Consider the following 17,668-nt stretch of genomic DNA (forward strand, 5'->3'; position numbering starts at 1 on the left):
GTCATAGGGGCGTCAGAGCGGGGTGACGTAGGCGCCCGAGATGCCGCCGTCCACCAGGAACTGCGACGCGGTGATGAAGGAGGCGTCATCGCTGGCCAGGAACGCGACGGCGGCCGCGATCTCCTCCGGTTCGGCGAACCGCCCGACCGGGATGTGCACCAGCCTGCGCGCCGCGCGCTCCGGGTCCTTCGCGAACAACTCCGCCAGCAGCGGGGTGTTCACCGGGCCGGGACACAGCGCGTTCACGCGGATGCCCTCCCGCGCGAACTGCACCCCCAACTCGCGGCTCATGGCCAGCACGCCGCCTTTGGAGGCCGTGTAGGAGATCTGCGAGGTGGCCGCGCCCATCACCGCGACGAACGAGGCGGTGTTGATGATCGACCCCTTGCCGCGCACCAGCATGTGCTCGATGGCGTACTTGCTGCACAGGTACACCGACGTGAGGTTCACCTCCTGCACCCGGCGCCAGGCGTCCAGACCGGTGGTGCGGATCGAATCGTCCTCAGGCGGGGAGATGCCCGCGTTATTGAACGCGATGTCCAGGCCGCCGTACGCGGCGACCGCCGCCTCGAACAGGGCGCGCACCTGCTCCTCGTCGGTCACGTCGGCGCGCACGAACAGCCCGCCCGCCTCCTCGGCGGCGCGCTCGCCCGCGGCGGCGTCGATATCGGCGACCACCACCCGCGCGCCCTCGGCGGCGAAGCGGCGCACGGTGGCCAGGCCGATCCCGCTGCCGCCGCCGGTGACCACGGCGACCCGATCCTGTAAGCGCTGCAACGCATCTCCTTTCGTGGGATGGCCTGAACCACTCACTCGGTGGCGAGGAAGACGTTCTTGGTCTCGGTGAAGGCCAGCGCCGCGTCGGGGCCGAGTTCGCGGCCGAGCCCGGACTGTTTGAACCCGCCGAACGGCGTCCAGTACCGCACCGACGAGTGCGAGTTCACCGACAGGTTCCCGGCCGCCACCCCGCGACTCACGCGCAGGGCGCGGCCGAGGTCGTTGGTCCAGATCGAGCCGGACAGACCGTATTCGGTGTCGTTGGCCAGGCGCAGTGCGTCGGCCTCGTCCTCGAAGGGCTGCACCGTCACCACCGGGCCGAACACTTCTTCGGTGAGCACACGGGCGGTCGGCGAAGTGGGCAGCACGACCGTCGGCGGGTACCAATATCCCGGGCCGCTCGGGCAGTCACCGGTGAACGCCACTTCGCCCGGCGTGACGAATCCCGCGACCCTTTCACGATGCGCCGCCGAGATCAGCGGGCCCATCTCGGTGCCGTCCGCGCCGGGGTCACCGACCTGCACACCGCGCACCGCCGGTTCGAACAGCTCCAGGAACCGGTCGAACACACTGCGCTGCACGAGAATTCGCGAGCGCGCGCAGCAGTCCTGCCCGGCGTTGTCGAACACGCCGTAGGGCGCGGTGGCCGCGGCGCGCTCCAGGTCCGCGTCGGCGAACACGATATTGGCGCTCTTGCCGCCGAGTTCCAGCGTCACCCGCTTCAGCTGCTCGGCGCAGCCCGCCATGATCCGCTTGCCGACCTCCGTCGACCCGGTGAACACCACTTTGCGCACGGCGGGATGGGTGACGAACCGCTCCCCCACCACCGAGCCCTTGCCGGGCAGTACCTGGAACACGTCGTCCGGAATGCCCGCCGCGCGCGCCAGTTCGGCCAGGCGCAGCGCGGTGAGCGGGGTGAGTTCGGCGGGTTTGAGCACCACGGCGTTGCCCGCCGCCAGCGCGGGCGCGAACCCCCACGCGGCGATGGGCATCGGGAAGTTCCACGGCACGATCACGCCGACCACGCCGAGCGGCTCGTGGAAGGTCACGTCCAGCCCACCCGCGACGGGAATCTGCCTGCCGGACAACCGCTCCGGCATCCCGGCCGCGAAATGCAGGACGTCGCGGACGTTTCCGGCCTCCCACCGGGCGTTGCCCAAGGTGTGGCCGGAGTTCTCGACCTCGAGCCGTGCCAGTTCCCCGAGGTCGGCGTCGACCGCCTCGGCGAAGCGACGCAGCAGCCGGGCGCGGTCGCCCGGCGCCATCGCGCGCCACGACTCCGACGCGCGGACCGCCCGGTCGACGGCGGCGTCGGTCGCGGCCAGATCGGCGAGTTCTACTGTCGCCACGACCTTTTCGGTCGCGGGGTTCACCACCTCGGTGGTCACCATCCGTTCCACTCCTCTCCGCTCCCACCGGTCCGCCCGGACGCGGCGGCGACCAATCCCCGCACCAGCCGGTCGTCGTCCCGGTCGGCTTCCGGATGCCATTGGACGCCCACGAGGAATCCCTCGCCGGGCCGTTCGATCGCCTCGATCGTGCCGTCGTCGGCGCGCGCGCTCACCACCAGACCCGGCGCGAGGGCGTCGATCGCCTGGTGATGGTGACAGCGCACCGTCGCCTCGGCGCCGACCAGTCCCGATACGCGGGTGCCGCCGACGGTGCGCACCCGCACGTCTCCGAACGATCCCGGCCCGCCGGAGTGCTGCTCGTGCCCCACCACGTCCGGCACATGCTGGATCAGGGTGCCGCCCAACGCCACGTTGACCAGCTGCAGGCCGCGGCACACCGCGAGGATCGGCAGGCCCGCGGCCAGCGCGAGGGCGAACAGCGCGAACTCCGACTCGTCGCGATCGGCGCGGGTGTAGCCGAGCGCGGCGGGCGGGCGGCCGTAGCGAGCCGGCTCGATGTCCGCGCCGCCGGTGAGCAGCAGCCCGTCCAGCCGGTCCACCAGTTCAGGCCGCGCCACCCCGCCCGGCGGCAGCAGCACCGGGATGCCGCCCGCGCGCACCACCATCTCGACGTAGTCGTGGTGCAGGACGGCGGCGGGCACGTCCCAGTCACCGAACCGCGTCCGCTCGGCGTAGGTCGGCAGCCCGAGGACGGGACGGCGGTCGCCGTCAGAGTCGTTCGAAGCCACGCACCCGCTCCCAGTCTGTGACGGCCGCGTCGTAGGCGTCCAGCTCGACCCGCGCGGCGTTGCGGTAGTGCTCCACTACGTCGGCGCCGAAAGCCGTTCGAGCGACGGCGCTCTCACCGAACAGCTGCGCCGCCTCCCGCAGGGTGGCGGGCACCCGCGGACGGTGGGAGCGGTAGGCGTTGCCGTGGAACTCCGGCTCCAGCGGCAGCCGGTGCTCGATGCCGTGCAACCCGGCGGCGATCGAGGCCGCCACCGCGAGATAGGGATTCACGTCGCCGCCCGGGATGCGGTTCTCCACGCGCAGCGAGGGTCCCTCCCCCACCACGCGCAGCGCGCAGGTGCGGTTGTCGCGACCCCAGGCCAGGACGGTCGGCGCGAAGCTGCCCGGCACGAATCGCTTGTAGGAGTTGATGTTCGGCGCGAGGAAGTAGGTGAATTCGCGCAGGCAGTCCAGCTGGCCCGCGAGGAAGTGGCGCATGAGCGGGGACAGGCCGCCGGGGCCGTCTCCGGCGAACACCGGCGCGCCCGACCCGTCCCGCAGGCTCAGGTGGATGTGGCACGAGTTGCCCTCGCGCTCATCGTATTTCGCCATGAAGGTGAGGCTGCGGCCTTCCTGGGCGGCGATCTCCTTCGCACCGGTCTTGTAGATACTGTGGTTGTCGCAGGTGACCATGGCTTCGTCGAAGCGGAACGCGATCTCGTGCTGGCCCGGATTGCACTCGCCCTTGGCCGACTCGACATACATTCCGGCACCGGCCATCTCGTTGCGGATGCGGCGCAGCAGGGGCTCGACGCGGGCGGTGCCGAGCATCGAATAGTCCACGTTGTACTGGTTGGCCGGGGTCAGGTCGCGGTATCCGGCGCGCCAGGCCGCCTCGTAACTGTCGTCGAAGACCAGGAATTCGAGTTCGGTGCCGACGTAGGCGCGCAGGCCGTGCTCGGCCAGCCGGTCCAGCTGGCGGCGCAGCACCTGGCGCGGAGAGGCCACGACCGGTGCGCCCACGGGTTGTACGCGCTCCACATCGCACAGCACCAGCGCCGTGCCGGGCTGCCACGGCACCAGGCGCAGCGTGGTGAGGTCGGGGCGCAGGACGAAGTCGCCGTAGCCGGTGTCCCACGAGGACATCGCGTAGCCGTCGACGGTGGTCATCTCGACGTCGACCGCCAGCAGGTAGTCGCACGCCTCGGTGGCGTGCCCGACCACCTCGTCCAGGAAATACCGTGCCGCGCAGCGCTTCCCCTGGAGCCGCCCCTGCATGTCGGTCATCGCGACGAGCACCGTATCGATCTCCCCCGATTCGACCCGCGCGCGCAACTGCGTGAGTTCGAGCATCCCTGTTCGCATCACACGGCCCCTCTCGGCGTCGACCGTGCCTACGGTAGAGGAAGAGCTAGCGCCTGCGGCGTATTGCTTGGCATTTAGTGCCGTGGCAACAGGCGCAGGTAGTGGTTGCGTGGGGGTGGGACACGTAGTGGGGGCGGGCTACCGGCTGAGACGAACACGATCCCCGACATCACGAAACCCGCGCGGTGTTGCCGCGCGGGCTTCGCGGGGAGGCGTGCAGAAGGTAGGTGAGTTTCGCCAAAATCGGATCAACCCCACATGCGCGGGGAACAAACAACGTTTCCAGCGTGCAGCGGCGGGTCACCCCCGTGTCTGCGGGGAACAGCTTCCGACTCGGATCAGAGAACGCCCCAGGCCTGGAGGATATAGGTTACGTTCGCCAAAATGCCGGTAACCGTGTTCGCCAGGTTCAGCGCCGACGAGCCGAGATCGATGATGTTCACCGGATTCCTCCGTGGGTGGGAACTACTGGATCGATGTCCAATGTATCGACGCCATCCGACCACCCCTTTCCATCAAGATCACCACGTGGCGCGCGGAATCCCACCGATCACACTGGCCCGCAACGACTTACGGCCCTTACCCAATCCCGCCGTCCCGAAAAGTAATGTGATGCAGGTCATACTTATTCGGCGGGCGAATCCGGCATACGGAACACCGTGAGCGCCGCCGGTTTGCTCGTGAACACGAACTCCCGCCCGCTCGCGGCCACTTCACCGTCGGTGGCCAGGGCTACGGGCGCTCGCGCCGTCCGCACCACCAGCCGCTGCGCCTCCCGGTGCCGATACGCGGCCGAGGTGCCCAGCGTGCCGGTGAGCGTCGCCCAGATCAGGCGGGCCCGCGAGAGCGGCAGGTCGGCGCGCAGGTACCGCACGTCGAGGGTGCCGCGGTGCAGTTCCGGCCGCGACATCGGTACCTGGTCGGACGGGTGATAGCGCCCGTTGCCCACGAACAACATCCACAGCAGCACCGGCACGCCGTCCACGGTGGCGCGCACCGGACGGGCCCGCATCAGCACGCGCAGCATCGCCACGCCCGCGGCGGGCCATTTGCCCAGGCGCGGCCGCCAGCGGTCGCGCAGGCGCACGAAGCGCGGGTAGCCGCCCAGGCTCGCGGTGTTCACGAACACGCGCTCGCCCTCGTCGTCGTAGCGCACCGTCGCCGCGTCGAATCGGCACACCGATCCCGCCGCCAGCGCGGCCAGGGTCTTCTCGTGCGTCTCCACCCCGGCGTCCCTGGCGAAGTGGTCGAGGGTGCCGCCGGCGAACACCGCGAGCGGCAGATCGCGCCGCACCGCCACCTCGGCCACCGACGACACGGTACCGTCGCCGCCGAGCACGCCGAGGGCGACGACGCCGCCCGCCTCGATCGCCTCGTCCAGCTGCGCGCCGAGATCGCGGTCGGGATCCATCCGCAGGAACCGCGCCCGTGGCAGCCGCGCCCGCAAGCGGGCCTCGGCGAGCGCGGAATCACCCAGTCCGGCAAGGGGATTGGTCACCATCAGGAGTCCGCGCCCGTGCGGCAGCGGTTCGATGTTCTCGGTGACGCACTCGGTGGCGGGCTCGTCGTTGCGCACCGCCCACCAGCGATGCGTCGCCAGCGCGATGCCGGAGCCGAGCAGCGCGCCCGCCACGACGTCGGAGGGCCAGTGCACGCCGATGTGGACGCGCGAGTACGCCACCGCCAGCGCGACCGGCGCGACCACCGCCGCCGCGGCCGGACTCTCCAGCGCCACACCGGTGGCGAAGGCGGCGGCCGAGGCCGCGTGACCGGACGGGAACGACGAGGACACCGGCGGCGAGAGCGGCCTGCGCACGAACGGCACGGAGCCGTCGGGCGGGCGACGGCGCGGGAACAGCGGTTTGGCGATGCCGTTCGCGACGCCGCTGGCCAGCAGCGTCGCGAGCACGCCGCGCAGTCCACCGCGACGCACCGGTCCCGAGCCGAGCACCGCCATCGCCGCGCCCGCGGCCAGCCACAACTTGTTGTGGTTGGCCGAGGCGCTCAGATCCAGCAGGGCCCGGTCCGCGATCGTGGGCGGGACCCGGGCGCTGTGGTTCACCAGCCGGATATCCACCGCGTGCCAGCGCATTCCGGTCACTCCGCGCCGACGAGGAGCACGACCTTGCCCGGCCCTCGACCGTGCTCGGACTCGCGCTGTGCCGCACCCGCCCGCGCGAGGGGGAAGGTGCGCGCCGGGCCCGGCAGCCGGAACGCGCCGGCGGCCACCCGCTCGGCCACGTGGGCCAGCAACTCGGGAGAGCGCGGGCCCGGCGCCGAGGAGAAGGTGACGCCGAGTTCGGCCGCGGCGTCGTCGGCGATGGTGACGATGCGCTCGGTGCCGCCGCGCAATTCGATGGCCGCGGGCAACGCGCCGTGTCCGGCGGCATCGAACACGGCGTCCACGCCGCCGGGCGCGAGCGCGCGCACCCGGTCGGCCAGTCCGTCGCCGTGGGTGGTGGGGATCGCGCCGAGCGCGGCGACCAGATCCTGGTTGGCGGCCGAGGCGGTGCCGATCACGGTGGCGCCCGCCTCCCGCGCGAGCTGCGCCGCGATCGAGCCCACCGCGCCGGACGCGCCGTTCACGAGCAGGGTCTCCCCCGGTTTCGGTTCGAGCAGGGCCAGCACCTTCGCGGCCGTGCCCACCGCCACCGGCAGGGCCGCCGCGTCGGCCCACGCCAGGCCCGCGGGCTTGGGCGCGTAGTCGGTGACCACGGCGTACTCGGCGTACCCGCCGCGCGTCCAGGCGATCACCTCGTCGCCGACCGCGACGCCGGTGGCCAGCGGCCCGACCGCGTCCACCACGCCCGCCGCCTCGGCGCCGGGGAACTGCGGGAACGACGGCTCACCGAAAACCAGGGCCCCGGAACGGATCTTCCAATCCGCGGGGTTGACGCCCGCCGCGCGCACCGCGATGCGGACCTGCGCGTCCACCGGTTCGGGTGTGTCCACCTCGACCGTGCGCAGAACCTCCGGACCGCCGAATTCGTTGAACGCTATGGCGTGCATGTCACCTCCGTGCCGATCGACGTCCCCCACAATAGGCCGCCGCGCGACTAGGAAGCGCCCGGCAACCCCGACGGTCGCGGCTCCCGGTTCCGGACACCGCGGCCCAGCCAGGCACCCGCGGAGTAGACGATCGGGACGCTGATGATGCTGTACACACCGGCGGGCACGGCCATGCGGACATCGCCCAGCACGCTGATGGCGATGGTCATGGCCAGCACGCAGTTGTGCACGCCGATCTCCATCGCGCACGCCAGAGCCTGGGCGCGCACCACGCCGAACGCCTTGGGCACGAAGTAGCCGACCGCCAGGCTCGCGACGCACAGCACGACCACCACCGCGCCGATGTCGACCAGGTAGTCGACGATGTTGTTCCGTTCGGCGACCAGTGCCGCCACCGTCACGATCACCAGGAACAGCACCGAGAGCACGCGCACCGGCCGGTCCGAACGGTCGGCGAAACCGGGCCGCAGCCGCCGGGCGATCATGCCCGCGACGACCGGAACGAACACCAACGCGAACACCTGCGCGACTTTGGTGAACTGCATCCCCACCCCGCCCGTGCCCGCGGGGTCGAAGTATCCGAGCGCGATATTGGTGATGAGCGGCAGCGTCGCCACCGACAGCACCGAATTCAGCGCCGTCAGTGAGACATTGAGCGCCACGTCGCCGCCGAACAGGTGGCTGAGCAGGTTCGCGGTGGCCCCGCCGGGCGAGGCCATCAGCAGCATCACGCCCACCGCCAGTTCCGGCGTGACGTCCAGACCGGCCACCAGCCCGAACGCGAGCGCGGGCAGCACGATCACCTGGCAGCACAGCGCGACGAACACCGCGCGCGGATACCGGACGACGCGCAGGAAGTCCTCGACCGTGAGCGAGAGGCCGAGCCCGAACATGATGAACCCGAGCGCCAGCGGCAGCGCGACGGCGACCGGCCAACTCTCCACGGGGCACCCTCATCGGTCGAGGCCGCCGGCCACCCGACCGGGAGAACGCGACGATCCGAACAGCACTTGTTTCGCCCCTGTCTAGCACGCCGGAGTGTCCGGCGGCACCGGCCGACCGCCCACCGCGGCCGCCGAGGCATTTCCCGGCGAGTGAATCCGTGTTAACTTAATTCGGAATCACAGTTAACATAGTCGATCGGAGACAGCCATGAGATCCGCCGTGATCGTGGACGCGATCCGCACACCGTCGGGCAAGGGCAAGGCGGGCGGTGGCCTGTCCGAGATCCACCCGGCCACCCTGCTCGCCGGCGTGCTGGCCGAGCTGGTCGCGCGCAACGATCTGGACCCGGCGCTGGTCGACGACGTCGTCACCGGCTGCGTCACCCAGGCGGGCGAACAGGCCGGCAATATCGGCCGCACCGCCGTCCTCGCCGCCGGGTTCCCGGAGTCGGTGCCCGCCACCACCGTCGACCGCCAGTGCGGTTCCAGCCAGCAGGCCGCGCACTTCGCCGCGCAGGGCGTGATCTCGGGCGCCTACGACATCGCCATCGCCTGCGGCGTCGAATCGATGAGCCGCGCGCCCATGTTCTCCAATACGCAGGGCAAGGACGTCAACCGCGGCCCGCTGGCCCACCGCTACCCGGAAGGTTTTGTCCAGCAGGGCATTTCGGCCGAGGTGATCGCGGCGCGCTGGAAGTACGACCGCGCGGCGCTGGACGAGTTCGCGGCCCGCTCGCATCGCCTGGCCGCCGCCACCGCCGCGGCGGGTGGCTTCGACCGCGAACTCGTCGCGGCGGGCGCGCTCACCGCCGACGAGACGATCCGGCCCTCCACCACCGCCGAGGGGCTGGCGGGGCTGCGGCCCGCGTTCGCCGACGATCAGTACCTGACCCGGTTCCCGGAGATCGACTGGTCGATCACGCCCGGCAACTCGTCGCCGCTCACCGACGGCGCGTCGGCCGCGCTGATCATGGGCGAGGACACCGCGGCGAAGCTGGGCCTGCGCCCGCGCGCCCGCTTCCACTCCTTCGCCGTGCTCGGCGACGACCCGCTGCTCATGCTCACCGCCGTGGTCCCGGCCACCCGCAAGGTGCTCGACCGCGCCGGACTCGCCATCGACGACATCGACGCCTACGAGGTGAACGAGGCGTTCGCGCCGGTGCCGCTGGTCTGGCGGCACGAACTGAACGCCGATCCGGAGCGGCTCAACCCGCGCGGCGGCGCCATCGCCCTGGGACATCCGCTCGGCGCGTCCGGCACCCGCATCCTGTCGACGCTGCTCAACCACCTGGAGCAGACGGACGGCCGCTACGGGCTGATGACGATGTGCGAGGCGGGCGGGCTGGCGAACGCCACGATCATCGAACGGCTGTGACGCCCGGTGATTGAGCCTCCATCGACCGGGTAGGGCGCAACTGTCAGCCGACAACCCCGATCATGGAGGTACAGCGTGACGAAGCACGAGAGCGGATTCCGCGAAGGCGTCAAGGGCGTCGTCGAGGACGTCAAGGGCAAAGCCAAGGAGGCCGCGGGCACCGTCACCGGCAACGAGGACCTCGAACACGAGGGCCTGGCTCAGCAGGACAAGGCCGAATCCCAGCGCGAGGCCGCGCGGAAGGAAGCCGAGGCCGAGAAGGCCAGGGCCGAAGCGGATGTGGACGAGGCACGCCAGCGGACGCATCAGGACGACGACAAGCGGTAATCCCTTGCCGCACACGGGCGGACGGGTCCAAGCACCCGTCCGCCCCGTCGTTTGCTCAGCGGCCCGACAGCCGCTCGGCCACCGCACCGAGCCCGTCGGCGACGGCGCGGCGTTGCCCGGGGGTGAGCACGTCGATCAGCGCCCGCCGCACCGTGGCGACATGCCCTGGCGCGACCTCGGACAGGCGCTGCCGCCCGGCCTCGGTGAGCACCGCGACCACACCGCGCTCGTCGCCGGGGGCCGCGGTGCGCCGCACCAGCCCGGCCTTCTCCAACCGCTCGACCTGATAGGTCAGCCCGCTCTTCGAGGTGAGCAGCGCCTCGGCCAGATCGGTCATGCGCAGCGCGCCGTCCGGGGCGTCGGACAGCCGCACCAGCGTCTCGTACTGGGGGTGTGAGAGGCCCTCGCGCTTGAGGTGCTGTTCGACCTCGCGAGTGACCAGCGCGCCCGCGGCCAGGAACGCGTGCCACGCGCGCATCTCCCCCGCGTCCAGCCACTTCGGTTCGTCCACGGGCACCAGCCTAGCCCTGTTGTTCAAATTTGAACAAAGCGCTACAGTTGTTCAAACTTGAACGACTTCGGCAGGAGACCGGCATGTCCGACCGCGCACCCGTGCTGTACCTGTCCCACGGCGCGCCACCGCTGGCGGACCACCCGCACTGGCCCGCCGAACTGGCCGCCTGGGCGGGCGAACTCCCGCACCCCACCGCGATCCTGATGATCTCGGCGCATTGGGAGGCCGCGCCCATCACGCTCGGCGCCACCACGACGGTGCCGCTGGTCTACGACTTCAGCGGCTTTCCGAGGCACTATTACGAGGTGGTCTATCCCGCGCCCGGCGCGCCGGACCTCGCGTCGAAGGTGCGCGCACTGCTCGGCGGCCAGGTGCACGACGCACCCGGACGCGGGCTCGACCACGGCGCCTATGTGCCGCTCAAAGAGATGTATCCGGCAGCCGACGTGCCCGTGTTGCAGATGTCGCTGCCCACGCTCGATCCCACCGAACTGTTCGCGATCGGGCGCACCCTCGCGCCGCTGCGCGACGAGGGCGTGCTGATCGTCGGCAGCGGCTTCTTCACCCACAACCTGCGCGCGCTCACCCCCGACGACGAGCACGTCCACGCGTTCACCGCCGAGTTCGACGACTGGGGCGCCCGCGCGCTGGCCGAGGGCGATCTCGACTCGCTGCTCGACTTCCGCCACCGCGCGCCGGCGCCGCACCTGGCGCATCCGCGCACCGAACACTTCGCCCCGCTGTTCGTGAGCCTCGGCGCGGGCGCGGACGATCTCGCGACGCTGCGCACGCCCGTCGACGGCTACTGGCTCGGCATGGCGCGCCGCTCGATCCAGCTCGGCTGAATCCCCCTGTCCCACAACTGAACACCAACACCGGCTCCGGCCGCAACGAAAGGACTCGACCATGACCACACCGGCGACGACCACCGCGCCCGGCGACATCGGCATCGACCTGGGCCTGCTGGTACTGCGCCTGGGCGTCGGGCTCACCATGGCCGCGCACGGCGCGCAGAAACTGTTCGGCTGGTTCGACGGCGGCGGCATCGACGGCACCAGCCGGTTCTTCGGCTCCGCGGGCTACCCGGCGTCGCGGTTCTTCGCCATCGTCGCGGGCGTCACCGAGACCTTCGGCGGACTGGCGCTGGCGCTGGGCCTGCTCACCCCGCTGGCCGCGGCCGCGATCCTGGGCACCATGCTCAACGCGATCGCGGTGAAATGGGGCGGCGGCTTCTTCCTGCCCGAGGGCATCGAGTACGAACTGGTGCTCACCCTGGCCGCCGCCGGACTCGCGCTCACCGGTTCCGGCCGCCTCGGCATCGACGGGTTCGCGGGCCCGCTGCGCACCCACCGCCTCACCTACGGTGTGGGCGCCGTCCTGCTCGGCGTGGTGACCGCGGGCATCGTCCTGCTCATTCGCAACTGACCGTGCGCCGGCGCGGCGGGTCGCGCGGTCGACGCGGGTACCAAAGAAGTGGTACGACTGCACCGGGAACGATGCGCCCGTCGCCGGCGGGGTACTACGGGACGTAGAATCACCCGCACCACCGGACGAGGCGAGGGCACATGGTGAATCCGCGGGCGACCAACGACGATCTGACCGCGAAGGCGCGCATCAGGAACGCGGCCATGGACCTGTACGCCCAGTACGGCGCGGAGCGCGTCTCGCTACGCGCCGTCGCCGCCGAGGCCGGGGTCACCCTCGGCCTGGTGCAGCACCACTTCAAGACGAAGGCGGGCCTGCACGCGGCGGTGGACCAGTTGATCGTCGACTTCTTCGCGCACGCGGTGGCCTCGGTGCCCGCCGAGGGCTCGACCGCCCAGGTGGCGGCGGCGCGCGACGCGGCGGTGCGCACGATGCTCGCCGAGAACCCGGCCGTGGTGAACTACGTGCGCCGCGCCGTGCTCGAACCCAACGACGCGCGATTCGAACTGCTGGAATCGCTGGTCGACCTGACCCGGCGTGAGATCACCGCCCTGCGGGACGCGGGCGTGGCCTCCACCGATCGTCCCGAGTCGGCGCAGATCGTCACCGTGCTGGTGCGCCAGCTCGGCGAGCTGCTGCTGGCGCCGCTGGTGGACGCGGTGTGGGAGCGGGTGGCCGCGCCCGGCGAGCCGGGCAAGCCCCGGCTGGTCATCTCCGTCGAGCACTGAGCCGGGCCGCTACCGTCGAATCATCGCTACCCTCGAATCATGTCGTCCCTCGCGCCACCCGCGGCCGGCATCGACGTGCGGCGGGTGGCGGACCTGCTCGCCGGCCGCCCGGTCGCGGTGCTCACGGGCGCCGGGTTGTCCACCGACAGCGGCATTCCCGACTATCGCGGCCCCGGCTCGCCCCCGCGCACGCCGATGACCTACCAGCAGTTCGTGGGCGATCCCGTCTTCCGCCAACGGTATTGGGCGCGCAATCACGTCGGGTGGCGGCGCATGGACGCCGCGCGCCCCAACGCGGGCCATCGCGCGCTGGCGCGGCTGGAGCGCGCGGGCGTGGTGACCGGGCTGATCACCCAGAACGTGGACATGTTGCACACCAAGGCCGGCCATCGGGGCGTGATCGACCTGCACGGCGTCTACGCCCGGGTGCGCTGCCTGGACTGTTCGGCGCTGATCTCGCGGATGACGCTGGCCGAGCGCCTCGACGCCGCCAACCCGCACTTCGCCGAACTCGCGACCGCCACCGGCATCGAGGTCGCACCCGACGCCGACGCGGTGGTCGCCGACACTGCGACCTTCCGCATGGTGGACTGCGCCCGCTGCGGCGGCCTGCTCAAACCCGATATCGTCTACTTCGGCGAGAACGTGCCGAAGGACCGGGTCGCCGCCGCGTTCGACATGGTGGACCGGGCCGGGGCGCTGTTGGTGGCGGGGTCCTCGCTGACGGTCATGTCGGGGCTGCGGTTCGCGCGCCGGGCGGCGGCCAACGGATGTCCCATAGTGATCGTCAACCGGGGCCGCACCCGGGCGCACGATCTGGCCACCCACACCGTCGACGCGGGCTGCTCCGAAGTGCTCACCGCGCTCGCCACCGAATACGCCGCCTGAGCGCAACCGGTCCGCGGCCGTTCGCCGTGTAAGACTGGGCGGCGTGAGTGAGCGCGAAGAGCCCACATCGGGGGCAATCGGCAAGGACACGGCCCCGGATCGGGGAGCCGTCATCGGTACCGGCTTGTTCTGGTTGGCGAAATGGTCACTGTGCGTGGTCGCGATCGCGGCGGGCGCGTGGGTGCTCGGCTGGGTCGTCGCGAAGCTGTGGGTGGTCGTACTGCCCGTCGCGCTGGCGATCGTCGTCGCGACCGTGCTGTGGCCGCCCACCCGGTGGCTGATGAAACAGGGACTCAAGCCCGCGCTGGCCGCCACACTGACGCTGCTCGGGTTCTTCGCGATCGTGTCGGGCGTGATCGCGCTGATCGTGCCGTCGGTGGTGGATCAGGCTCCCCAGCTCGCCGACAAAGGCACCGCGGGCGTCAACCAGGTCCGCGACTGGCTGCAGGGTCCGCCGCTGAACATCCGTGACGAACAGCTGGATTCGGCGGTCGAGGCCATCGTCTCGCGCCTGCAGTCCAGCGCCGAGACCATCGCTACCGGCGTGTTCACCGGCGTCACCACCGCCACCTCGGCGTTGGTCACCCTCTTCCTGGTGCTGGTCCTCTCGTTCTTCTTCATCAAGGACGGGCCCCGGTTCCTGCCCTGGCTGCACAACGTCACGGGCTCCAAGGGCGGCAGGCACTTCGAGGCCGTGCTGAGCCGGATCTGGGACACCCTCGGCGGATTCATCCGCACCCAGGCGCTGGTGAGCCTGATCGACGCCGTGCTGATCGGCGCGGGCCTGGTGATCCTCGGCGTGCCGCTGGCCATGGTGCTGGCCGTGCTCACGTTCATCGGCGGTTTCATCCCGATCGTCGGCGCGTTCGTGGCGGGCGCGCTGGCGGTGCTGGTCGCGCTGGTCGGCAACGGCTTGACCACCGCGCTGATCGTGCTCGGCATCATCATCGCGGTGCAGCAGTTCGAGGGCAATGTGCTGCAACCGATCCTGCAGAGCCGCTCGATGCAGTTGCACGCCGTCGTGGTGCTGCTGGCGGTGACGGCGGGCGGCGCGCTGTTCGGCATCGTCGGCGCGTTCCTGGCCGTGCCCGTGGCCGCGATCGTCGCGGTGGTACTGCGCTACGTCGGCGAGCAGATCGACACGGCCACCGCCCCACCACCCGAAGTCACGGACGAACCGGAACCCGAACCCGCCACCTGACCCGCGGGCCTTCGCTCCGGCGAACTCATTCCGGTGCCGCGAGTCGCGCGGCCTGGTCGCGCAGTACCGCGGTGGTGCGGGTGACCCAGGTGGCGATCACGCCCAGTTCCTCGGGCGTGAACGTCGCCGACACTGCGGCCATCGCCGCGCGCAGGTCGGCGAACGCGCGCCCGTAGCGGGGATTGGCGATCGGGCGGGCGGTGAGCACCGAGCGGCGGCGATCCGCGTCGTCGCGGGTGCGCTCGACCAGCTCGGCGGCGACCAGGCGGTCGGCGATCCCGCTGACCGCCGCCGGGCTCAGCGACAGCCGGCGCGCCAGTTCGCCGCCCGACATCGGGCCTTCGCGGCCGAGCACGCCCAGCGCTTTGTGATCGGTGGCGGACAGCCCCAGCAACGCACCCACAGCCTCGTGGAACACGACGACCGCGTCGCTGAGTTCGGCGCCCATCCGGTTCCCGATATCAGGGTTTTCCACCATGGTGCCATCGTCACGGGCGGCATATCCTTCAGTCAACTGAATCTTTCAGAAAAGTGAAGGAATTGCCATGGACGTAGCGACGGCCGCCCGGGTGTTCACGGACGCGATCCGGTTCTCGATTCGGCACTATCCGGTGATCTTCTGCTGTGGCGCACTGGTTTCGGCGCAACGGTTCCTCGCCGTCGGCGGCGGCGACCGGTTCGCCTTCGCCGGCGGCGTGGCGGGTGAGCTGTTCACGCTCGCGGTGCGCCTGGCGTTCCTCGGCTGGGTGATCGCGACGGTGTTCCGGCCACGGGTGCCGTGGCGGACCGCGGCCGACCGCCTGGGCGAGGCCTTCCGCGACCGGACGCGCTTGCTGCTCGCGTCGGCGGGCATCCTCGTGGCGCTGGCCGCGGTGTTCAAGGCGCTGCCGTGGATCGTCGCCACCTCGTTCGTCGAACCCGACGGGCGCGACACGTTTCTCGCGTGGGAGCTGGCGGTCAAGAACGTCACCGTCATCCCGTTCACGATGATCTGGATCGCGTTGCTCGTCCGCGAGATCGTCTACGACGGAAGCGAATCCGTGCCGAGGCGGGTCACGCCGGAACCAGGGCGCCGTCGAGGAATTCGCTGATCGCCGGCCAGGTGGTGTCGGCCGCTTCGGGGGCCGCCACCGAAGGTCAGCGCCCAGCCGTGGCCGAGCGCGGTCGCCAAATCGGGAATGGTGAAGGCCTTCCGTCCGGTCTTGCGTGCCCGAGTCCCAGCGTGAATGTCGCACCCAGCTCAAATAGGTGTTACTCGCGGTAACAAATTTCGTGGCCGATTTCACCGTCCCCCGGCGATTCGCCGCGCGATCGGGTGCCGAGGTGGTCCAATTGATGACCATGAAGACGCTGGTAGGAGCGGTTGCGACACTGACGGCGATCGCGTGTTCGGCGATGGCGGCGCCCGCCGCGCACGCGGCGCCGGTGTGTCCGGGCGCCGGGCAGCCGACGCTGCTCTCGGCCGTCGTCGGCGGCGCGCTCGAAGGGCTCACGGTGGACGCGCGCGGCCGCGCCTTCACCACCGACGCGCTGACCGGGCGCGTGTTCCGCATCGACGCGCCCGGCGCGGCGCCGGTGCCCCTCGCGACGGTGCCCAGCGGCGGTGCGGGCGCGCTGGCGTGGACGCCCTCGGGGCGCCTGCTCGTCGGCTACGGCGCGGACCCGCGCGTGGTGGTGGGCGACACGCTGCGGCACGCGGGCATCGTGGAGGTCGATCCCGACACCGGGGCGGTCGCGCCGTACGCGGCGGGACTCAGCGCCGCCAACGGCATGGCGGTGGCGCGCGACGGAACCGTCTACGCCACCAACGATTTCGGCGTGCTCGTCGGCCGGGTGGCGCCGGACCGCGCGGTCCAGGCGGACTGGACCACCCTGCCCAGCGCCAACGGCGCGGTCCTCGACCGCCGGGGTGAATTCCTCTATGTGGGACGCACTTTCGCCGACCCCGGGGTGAGCCGCATCCCGATCGCCGCGCCCTGGGCGCCGCAGTCCCTGCTCGATCTCGGCGGCGGTGACGCCTTCGCCGCGCCCGACGGCCTCACCCTCGATTCCCTCGACCGCCCGGTCGTCCCGTTCAACACCGCGGGCCAAGTGGTCCGCCTCGACGCACCGCAGTCGTACTGCGTCCTTGGCTCGGGCAACCCCTTCACCACCGTCGTCACCTACGGCCGCGGCGAGCGGGGCTTCTCGGCGGGCCGGCTCTTCGGCGCGACGTTCACCGGCGTCGTCTACGAGATCCCCGGCGGCTTCGATCCGGCCGCGACGACCGCCGCGCCCTGAGTCGCGCGACCCGTTCCGTCCGACCACCCGCCGGACTACCATGCAGGAGAGGACCACTCGAGTCGCACGCGCTACCCACACCGGCCGCCTCGCCTCGCCCGCCAGCGGGTCGCGGGGCTCCAGTCGATCGGCGCCGCCGCCCCGCCGGTCGTTCGTCCGACCTCGCCAGGAGGACGCATGTCCTACCCGCTCCATTCGAAGATCTGCCTGACCGAAGCGGGGTGCGTCTGCCCCGCGATCACCCTGTTCCTGGTGCCGGAGCCGCTGATGCCCGGCGGCAGCGTGCTGCACCTGCTGGAACAGGCCGTCGTCACCGATCCCGACGCGCCGCCGCAACCCGATGTCGCGCTGGTGGCATCGGTGGAGACGCCCGCCGAACCGGAGCGTCCCGAGCCCGCGGTACGTCCCGAACTGCGCGCCTTCGCCGCCGCGCTCCCCGACCCCGACCGCGTCCGCGCGATCCTGCGCGACCACCTGATCCTCGACCCCTACGGCCTCGATCTCGGCGATCGCGCCGAACTCACCCGGCTCGCGCTGCTGCCCGAACGCCGGATCGGCTTCCGCCGCACCGAGGACTTCCAGGCCGACTCGATGCGGCGGGCGATGCTCGCCGTCTACCGCCACTTCGGCCTCGACCAGCGCGTCCCGCTCGTCTACCACGGCTACGCCGACCCGGCCGCCGGCTGGTTCGGCCTGCGGACCGCCGCGGCCTGAC

At 71.3% G+C, this 17,668-nt stretch carries 19 protein-coding genes; 10 read left to right on the plus strand and 9 right to left on the minus strand.

Going from position 1 to position 17,668, the window contains the following annotated elements; genetic code table 11:
- Positions 1-12 precede the first annotated feature (12 nt).
- The 7 genes from OHB21_RS36925 to OHB21_RS36955 all read right to left on the minus strand — a co-directional run bounded on the left by OHB21_RS36925 (position 13) and on the right by OHB21_RS36955 (position 8,215).
- Positions 13-813 carry a 3-oxoacyl-ACP reductase gene (locus OHB21_RS36925; protein WP_407675104.1) on the minus strand — a complete coding sequence of 267 codons (801 nt, stop codon included), beginning with the start codon at positions 811-813 and terminating at the stop codon, positions 13-15.
- Positions 810-2,168, minus strand: coding sequence for an aldehyde dehydrogenase family protein (locus OHB21_RS36930; protein ID WP_195125948.1), 1,359 nt, complete (start codon positions 2,166-2,168; stop codon positions 810-812). Before OHB21_RS36930 ends, OHB21_RS36925 begins: the two co-directional genes overlap by 4 nt.
- Positions 2,162-2,917 (minus strand): gamma-glutamyl-gamma-aminobutyrate hydrolase family protein, encoded by a 756-nt coding sequence (locus tag OHB21_RS36935; RefSeq protein ID WP_067510220.1) that lies wholly within the window; start codon positions 2,915-2,917, stop codon positions 2,162-2,164. The genes OHB21_RS36930 and OHB21_RS36935 overlap by 7 nt, the downstream gene beginning before the upstream one ends.
- Complete coding sequence (locus tag OHB21_RS36940; RefSeq protein WP_228791542.1) at positions 2,898-4,262, minus strand: glutamine synthetase family protein; 1,365 nt, start codon at positions 4,260-4,262, stop codon at positions 2,898-2,900. The genes OHB21_RS36935 and OHB21_RS36940 overlap by 20 nt, the downstream gene beginning before the upstream one ends.
- A gap of 625 nt (positions 4,263-4,887) precedes the next feature.
- A complete protein-coding gene (locus OHB21_RS36945) occupies positions 4,888-6,354 on the minus strand; it encodes a phosphatase PAP2 family protein (RefSeq protein WP_195125949.1) in 1,467 nt (488 codons plus the stop codon).
- Positions 6,355-6,359: 5 nt separating this feature from the next.
- Positions 6,360-7,271, minus strand: a complete 912-nt coding sequence (locus OHB21_RS36950) for an NADP-dependent oxidoreductase (protein ID WP_195125950.1) — start codon at positions 7,269-7,271, stop codon at positions 6,360-6,362.
- Positions 7,272-7,318: 47 nt separating this feature from the next.
- Positions 7,319-8,215 (minus strand): bile acid:sodium symporter family protein, encoded by an 897-nt coding sequence (locus OHB21_RS36955; protein ID WP_067510214.1) that lies wholly within the window; start codon positions 8,213-8,215, stop codon positions 7,319-7,321.
- 208 nt (positions 8,216-8,423) lie between these two features.
- Between OHB21_RS36955 and OHB21_RS36960 the strand changes: the two genes are divergently transcribed.
- Both OHB21_RS36960 and mbp1 read left to right on the plus strand, forming a co-directional pair.
- Positions 8,424-9,590, plus strand: coding sequence for a thiolase family protein (locus OHB21_RS36960; RefSeq protein ID WP_195126636.1), 1,167 nt, complete (start codon positions 8,424-8,426; stop codon positions 9,588-9,590).
- 75 nt (positions 9,591-9,665) lie between these two features.
- Positions 9,666-9,917, plus strand: a complete 252-nt coding sequence (mbp1, locus tag OHB21_RS36965; protein ID WP_067510210.1) for a microaggregate-binding protein 1 — start codon at positions 9,666-9,668, stop codon at positions 9,915-9,917.
- Positions 9,918-9,972: 55 nt separating this feature from the next.
- Here the strand turns inward: mbp1 and OHB21_RS36970 are convergent, their stop codons facing one another.
- Positions 9,973-10,428 (minus strand): MarR family winged helix-turn-helix transcriptional regulator, encoded by a 456-nt coding sequence (locus OHB21_RS36970; RefSeq protein WP_067510445.1) that lies wholly within the window; start codon positions 10,426-10,428, stop codon positions 9,973-9,975.
- An 83-nt stretch (positions 10,429-10,511) separates the two neighbouring features.
- On the opposite strand from OHB21_RS36970, the gene OHB21_RS36975 reads away from it, so the two are divergent.
- The 5 genes from OHB21_RS36975 (at position 10,512) to OHB21_RS36995 (ending at position 14,673) form a co-directional block, all read left to right on the plus strand.
- Positions 10,512-11,276 carry a dioxygenase family protein gene (locus OHB21_RS36975; protein ID WP_067510209.1) on the plus strand — a complete coding sequence of 255 codons (765 nt, stop codon included), beginning with the start codon at positions 10,512-10,514 and terminating at the stop codon, positions 11,274-11,276.
- 61 nt (positions 11,277-11,337) lie between these two features.
- Complete coding sequence (locus tag OHB21_RS36980; protein ID WP_067510207.1) at positions 11,338-11,856, plus strand: DoxX family protein; 519 nt, start codon at positions 11,338-11,340, stop codon at positions 11,854-11,856.
- A gap of 140 nt (positions 11,857-11,996) precedes the next feature.
- Positions 11,997-12,584, plus strand: a complete 588-nt coding sequence (locus OHB21_RS36985; RefSeq protein ID WP_067510204.1) for a TetR/AcrR family transcriptional regulator — start codon at positions 11,997-11,999, stop codon at positions 12,582-12,584.
- Positions 12,585-12,623: 39 nt separating this feature from the next.
- On the plus strand, positions 12,624-13,472 hold the full coding sequence (locus tag OHB21_RS36990; protein ID WP_195125952.1) for an NAD-dependent protein deacetylase: 849 nt from the start codon (positions 12,624-12,626) through the stop codon (positions 13,470-13,472).
- A 43-nt stretch (positions 13,473-13,515) separates the two neighbouring features.
- Positions 13,516-14,673 carry an AI-2E family transporter gene (locus OHB21_RS36995; RefSeq protein ID WP_195125953.1) on the plus strand — a complete coding sequence of 386 codons (1,158 nt, stop codon included), beginning with the start codon at positions 13,516-13,518 and terminating at the stop codon, positions 14,671-14,673.
- A 25-nt stretch (positions 14,674-14,698) separates the two neighbouring features.
- Here the strand turns inward: OHB21_RS36995 and OHB21_RS37000 are convergent, their stop codons facing one another.
- Positions 14,699-15,151, minus strand: coding sequence for a MarR family transcriptional regulator (locus OHB21_RS37000; RefSeq protein ID WP_067510198.1), 453 nt, complete (start codon positions 15,149-15,151; stop codon positions 14,699-14,701).
- Between the two features lie 67 nt (positions 15,152-15,218).
- Between OHB21_RS37000 and OHB21_RS37005 the strand changes: the two genes are divergently transcribed.
- The 3 genes from OHB21_RS37005 (at position 15,219) to OHB21_RS37015 (ending at position 17,667) form a co-directional block, all read left to right on the plus strand.
- A complete protein-coding gene (locus tag OHB21_RS37005; protein ID WP_067510195.1) occupies positions 15,219-15,764 on the plus strand; it encodes a hypothetical protein in 546 nt (181 codons plus the stop codon).
- A 250-nt stretch (positions 15,765-16,014) separates the two neighbouring features.
- Positions 16,015-16,953 carry an SMP-30/gluconolactonase/LRE family protein gene (locus tag OHB21_RS37010; protein WP_113974975.1) on the plus strand — a complete coding sequence of 313 codons (939 nt, stop codon included), beginning with the start codon at positions 16,015-16,017 and terminating at the stop codon, positions 16,951-16,953.
- Between the two features lie 177 nt (positions 16,954-17,130).
- Positions 17,131-17,667: a hypothetical protein gene (locus tag OHB21_RS37015; protein WP_067513918.1), complete on the plus strand. Its 537-nt coding sequence runs from the start codon at positions 17,131-17,133 to the stop codon at positions 17,665-17,667.
- Position 17,668 lies beyond the last annotated feature (1 nt).

The sequence above is a fragment of the Nocardia puris genome, assembly GCF_036051655.1.
Lineage (GTDB): Bacteria > Actinomycetota > Actinomycetes > Mycobacteriales > Mycobacteriaceae > Nocardia > Nocardia puris.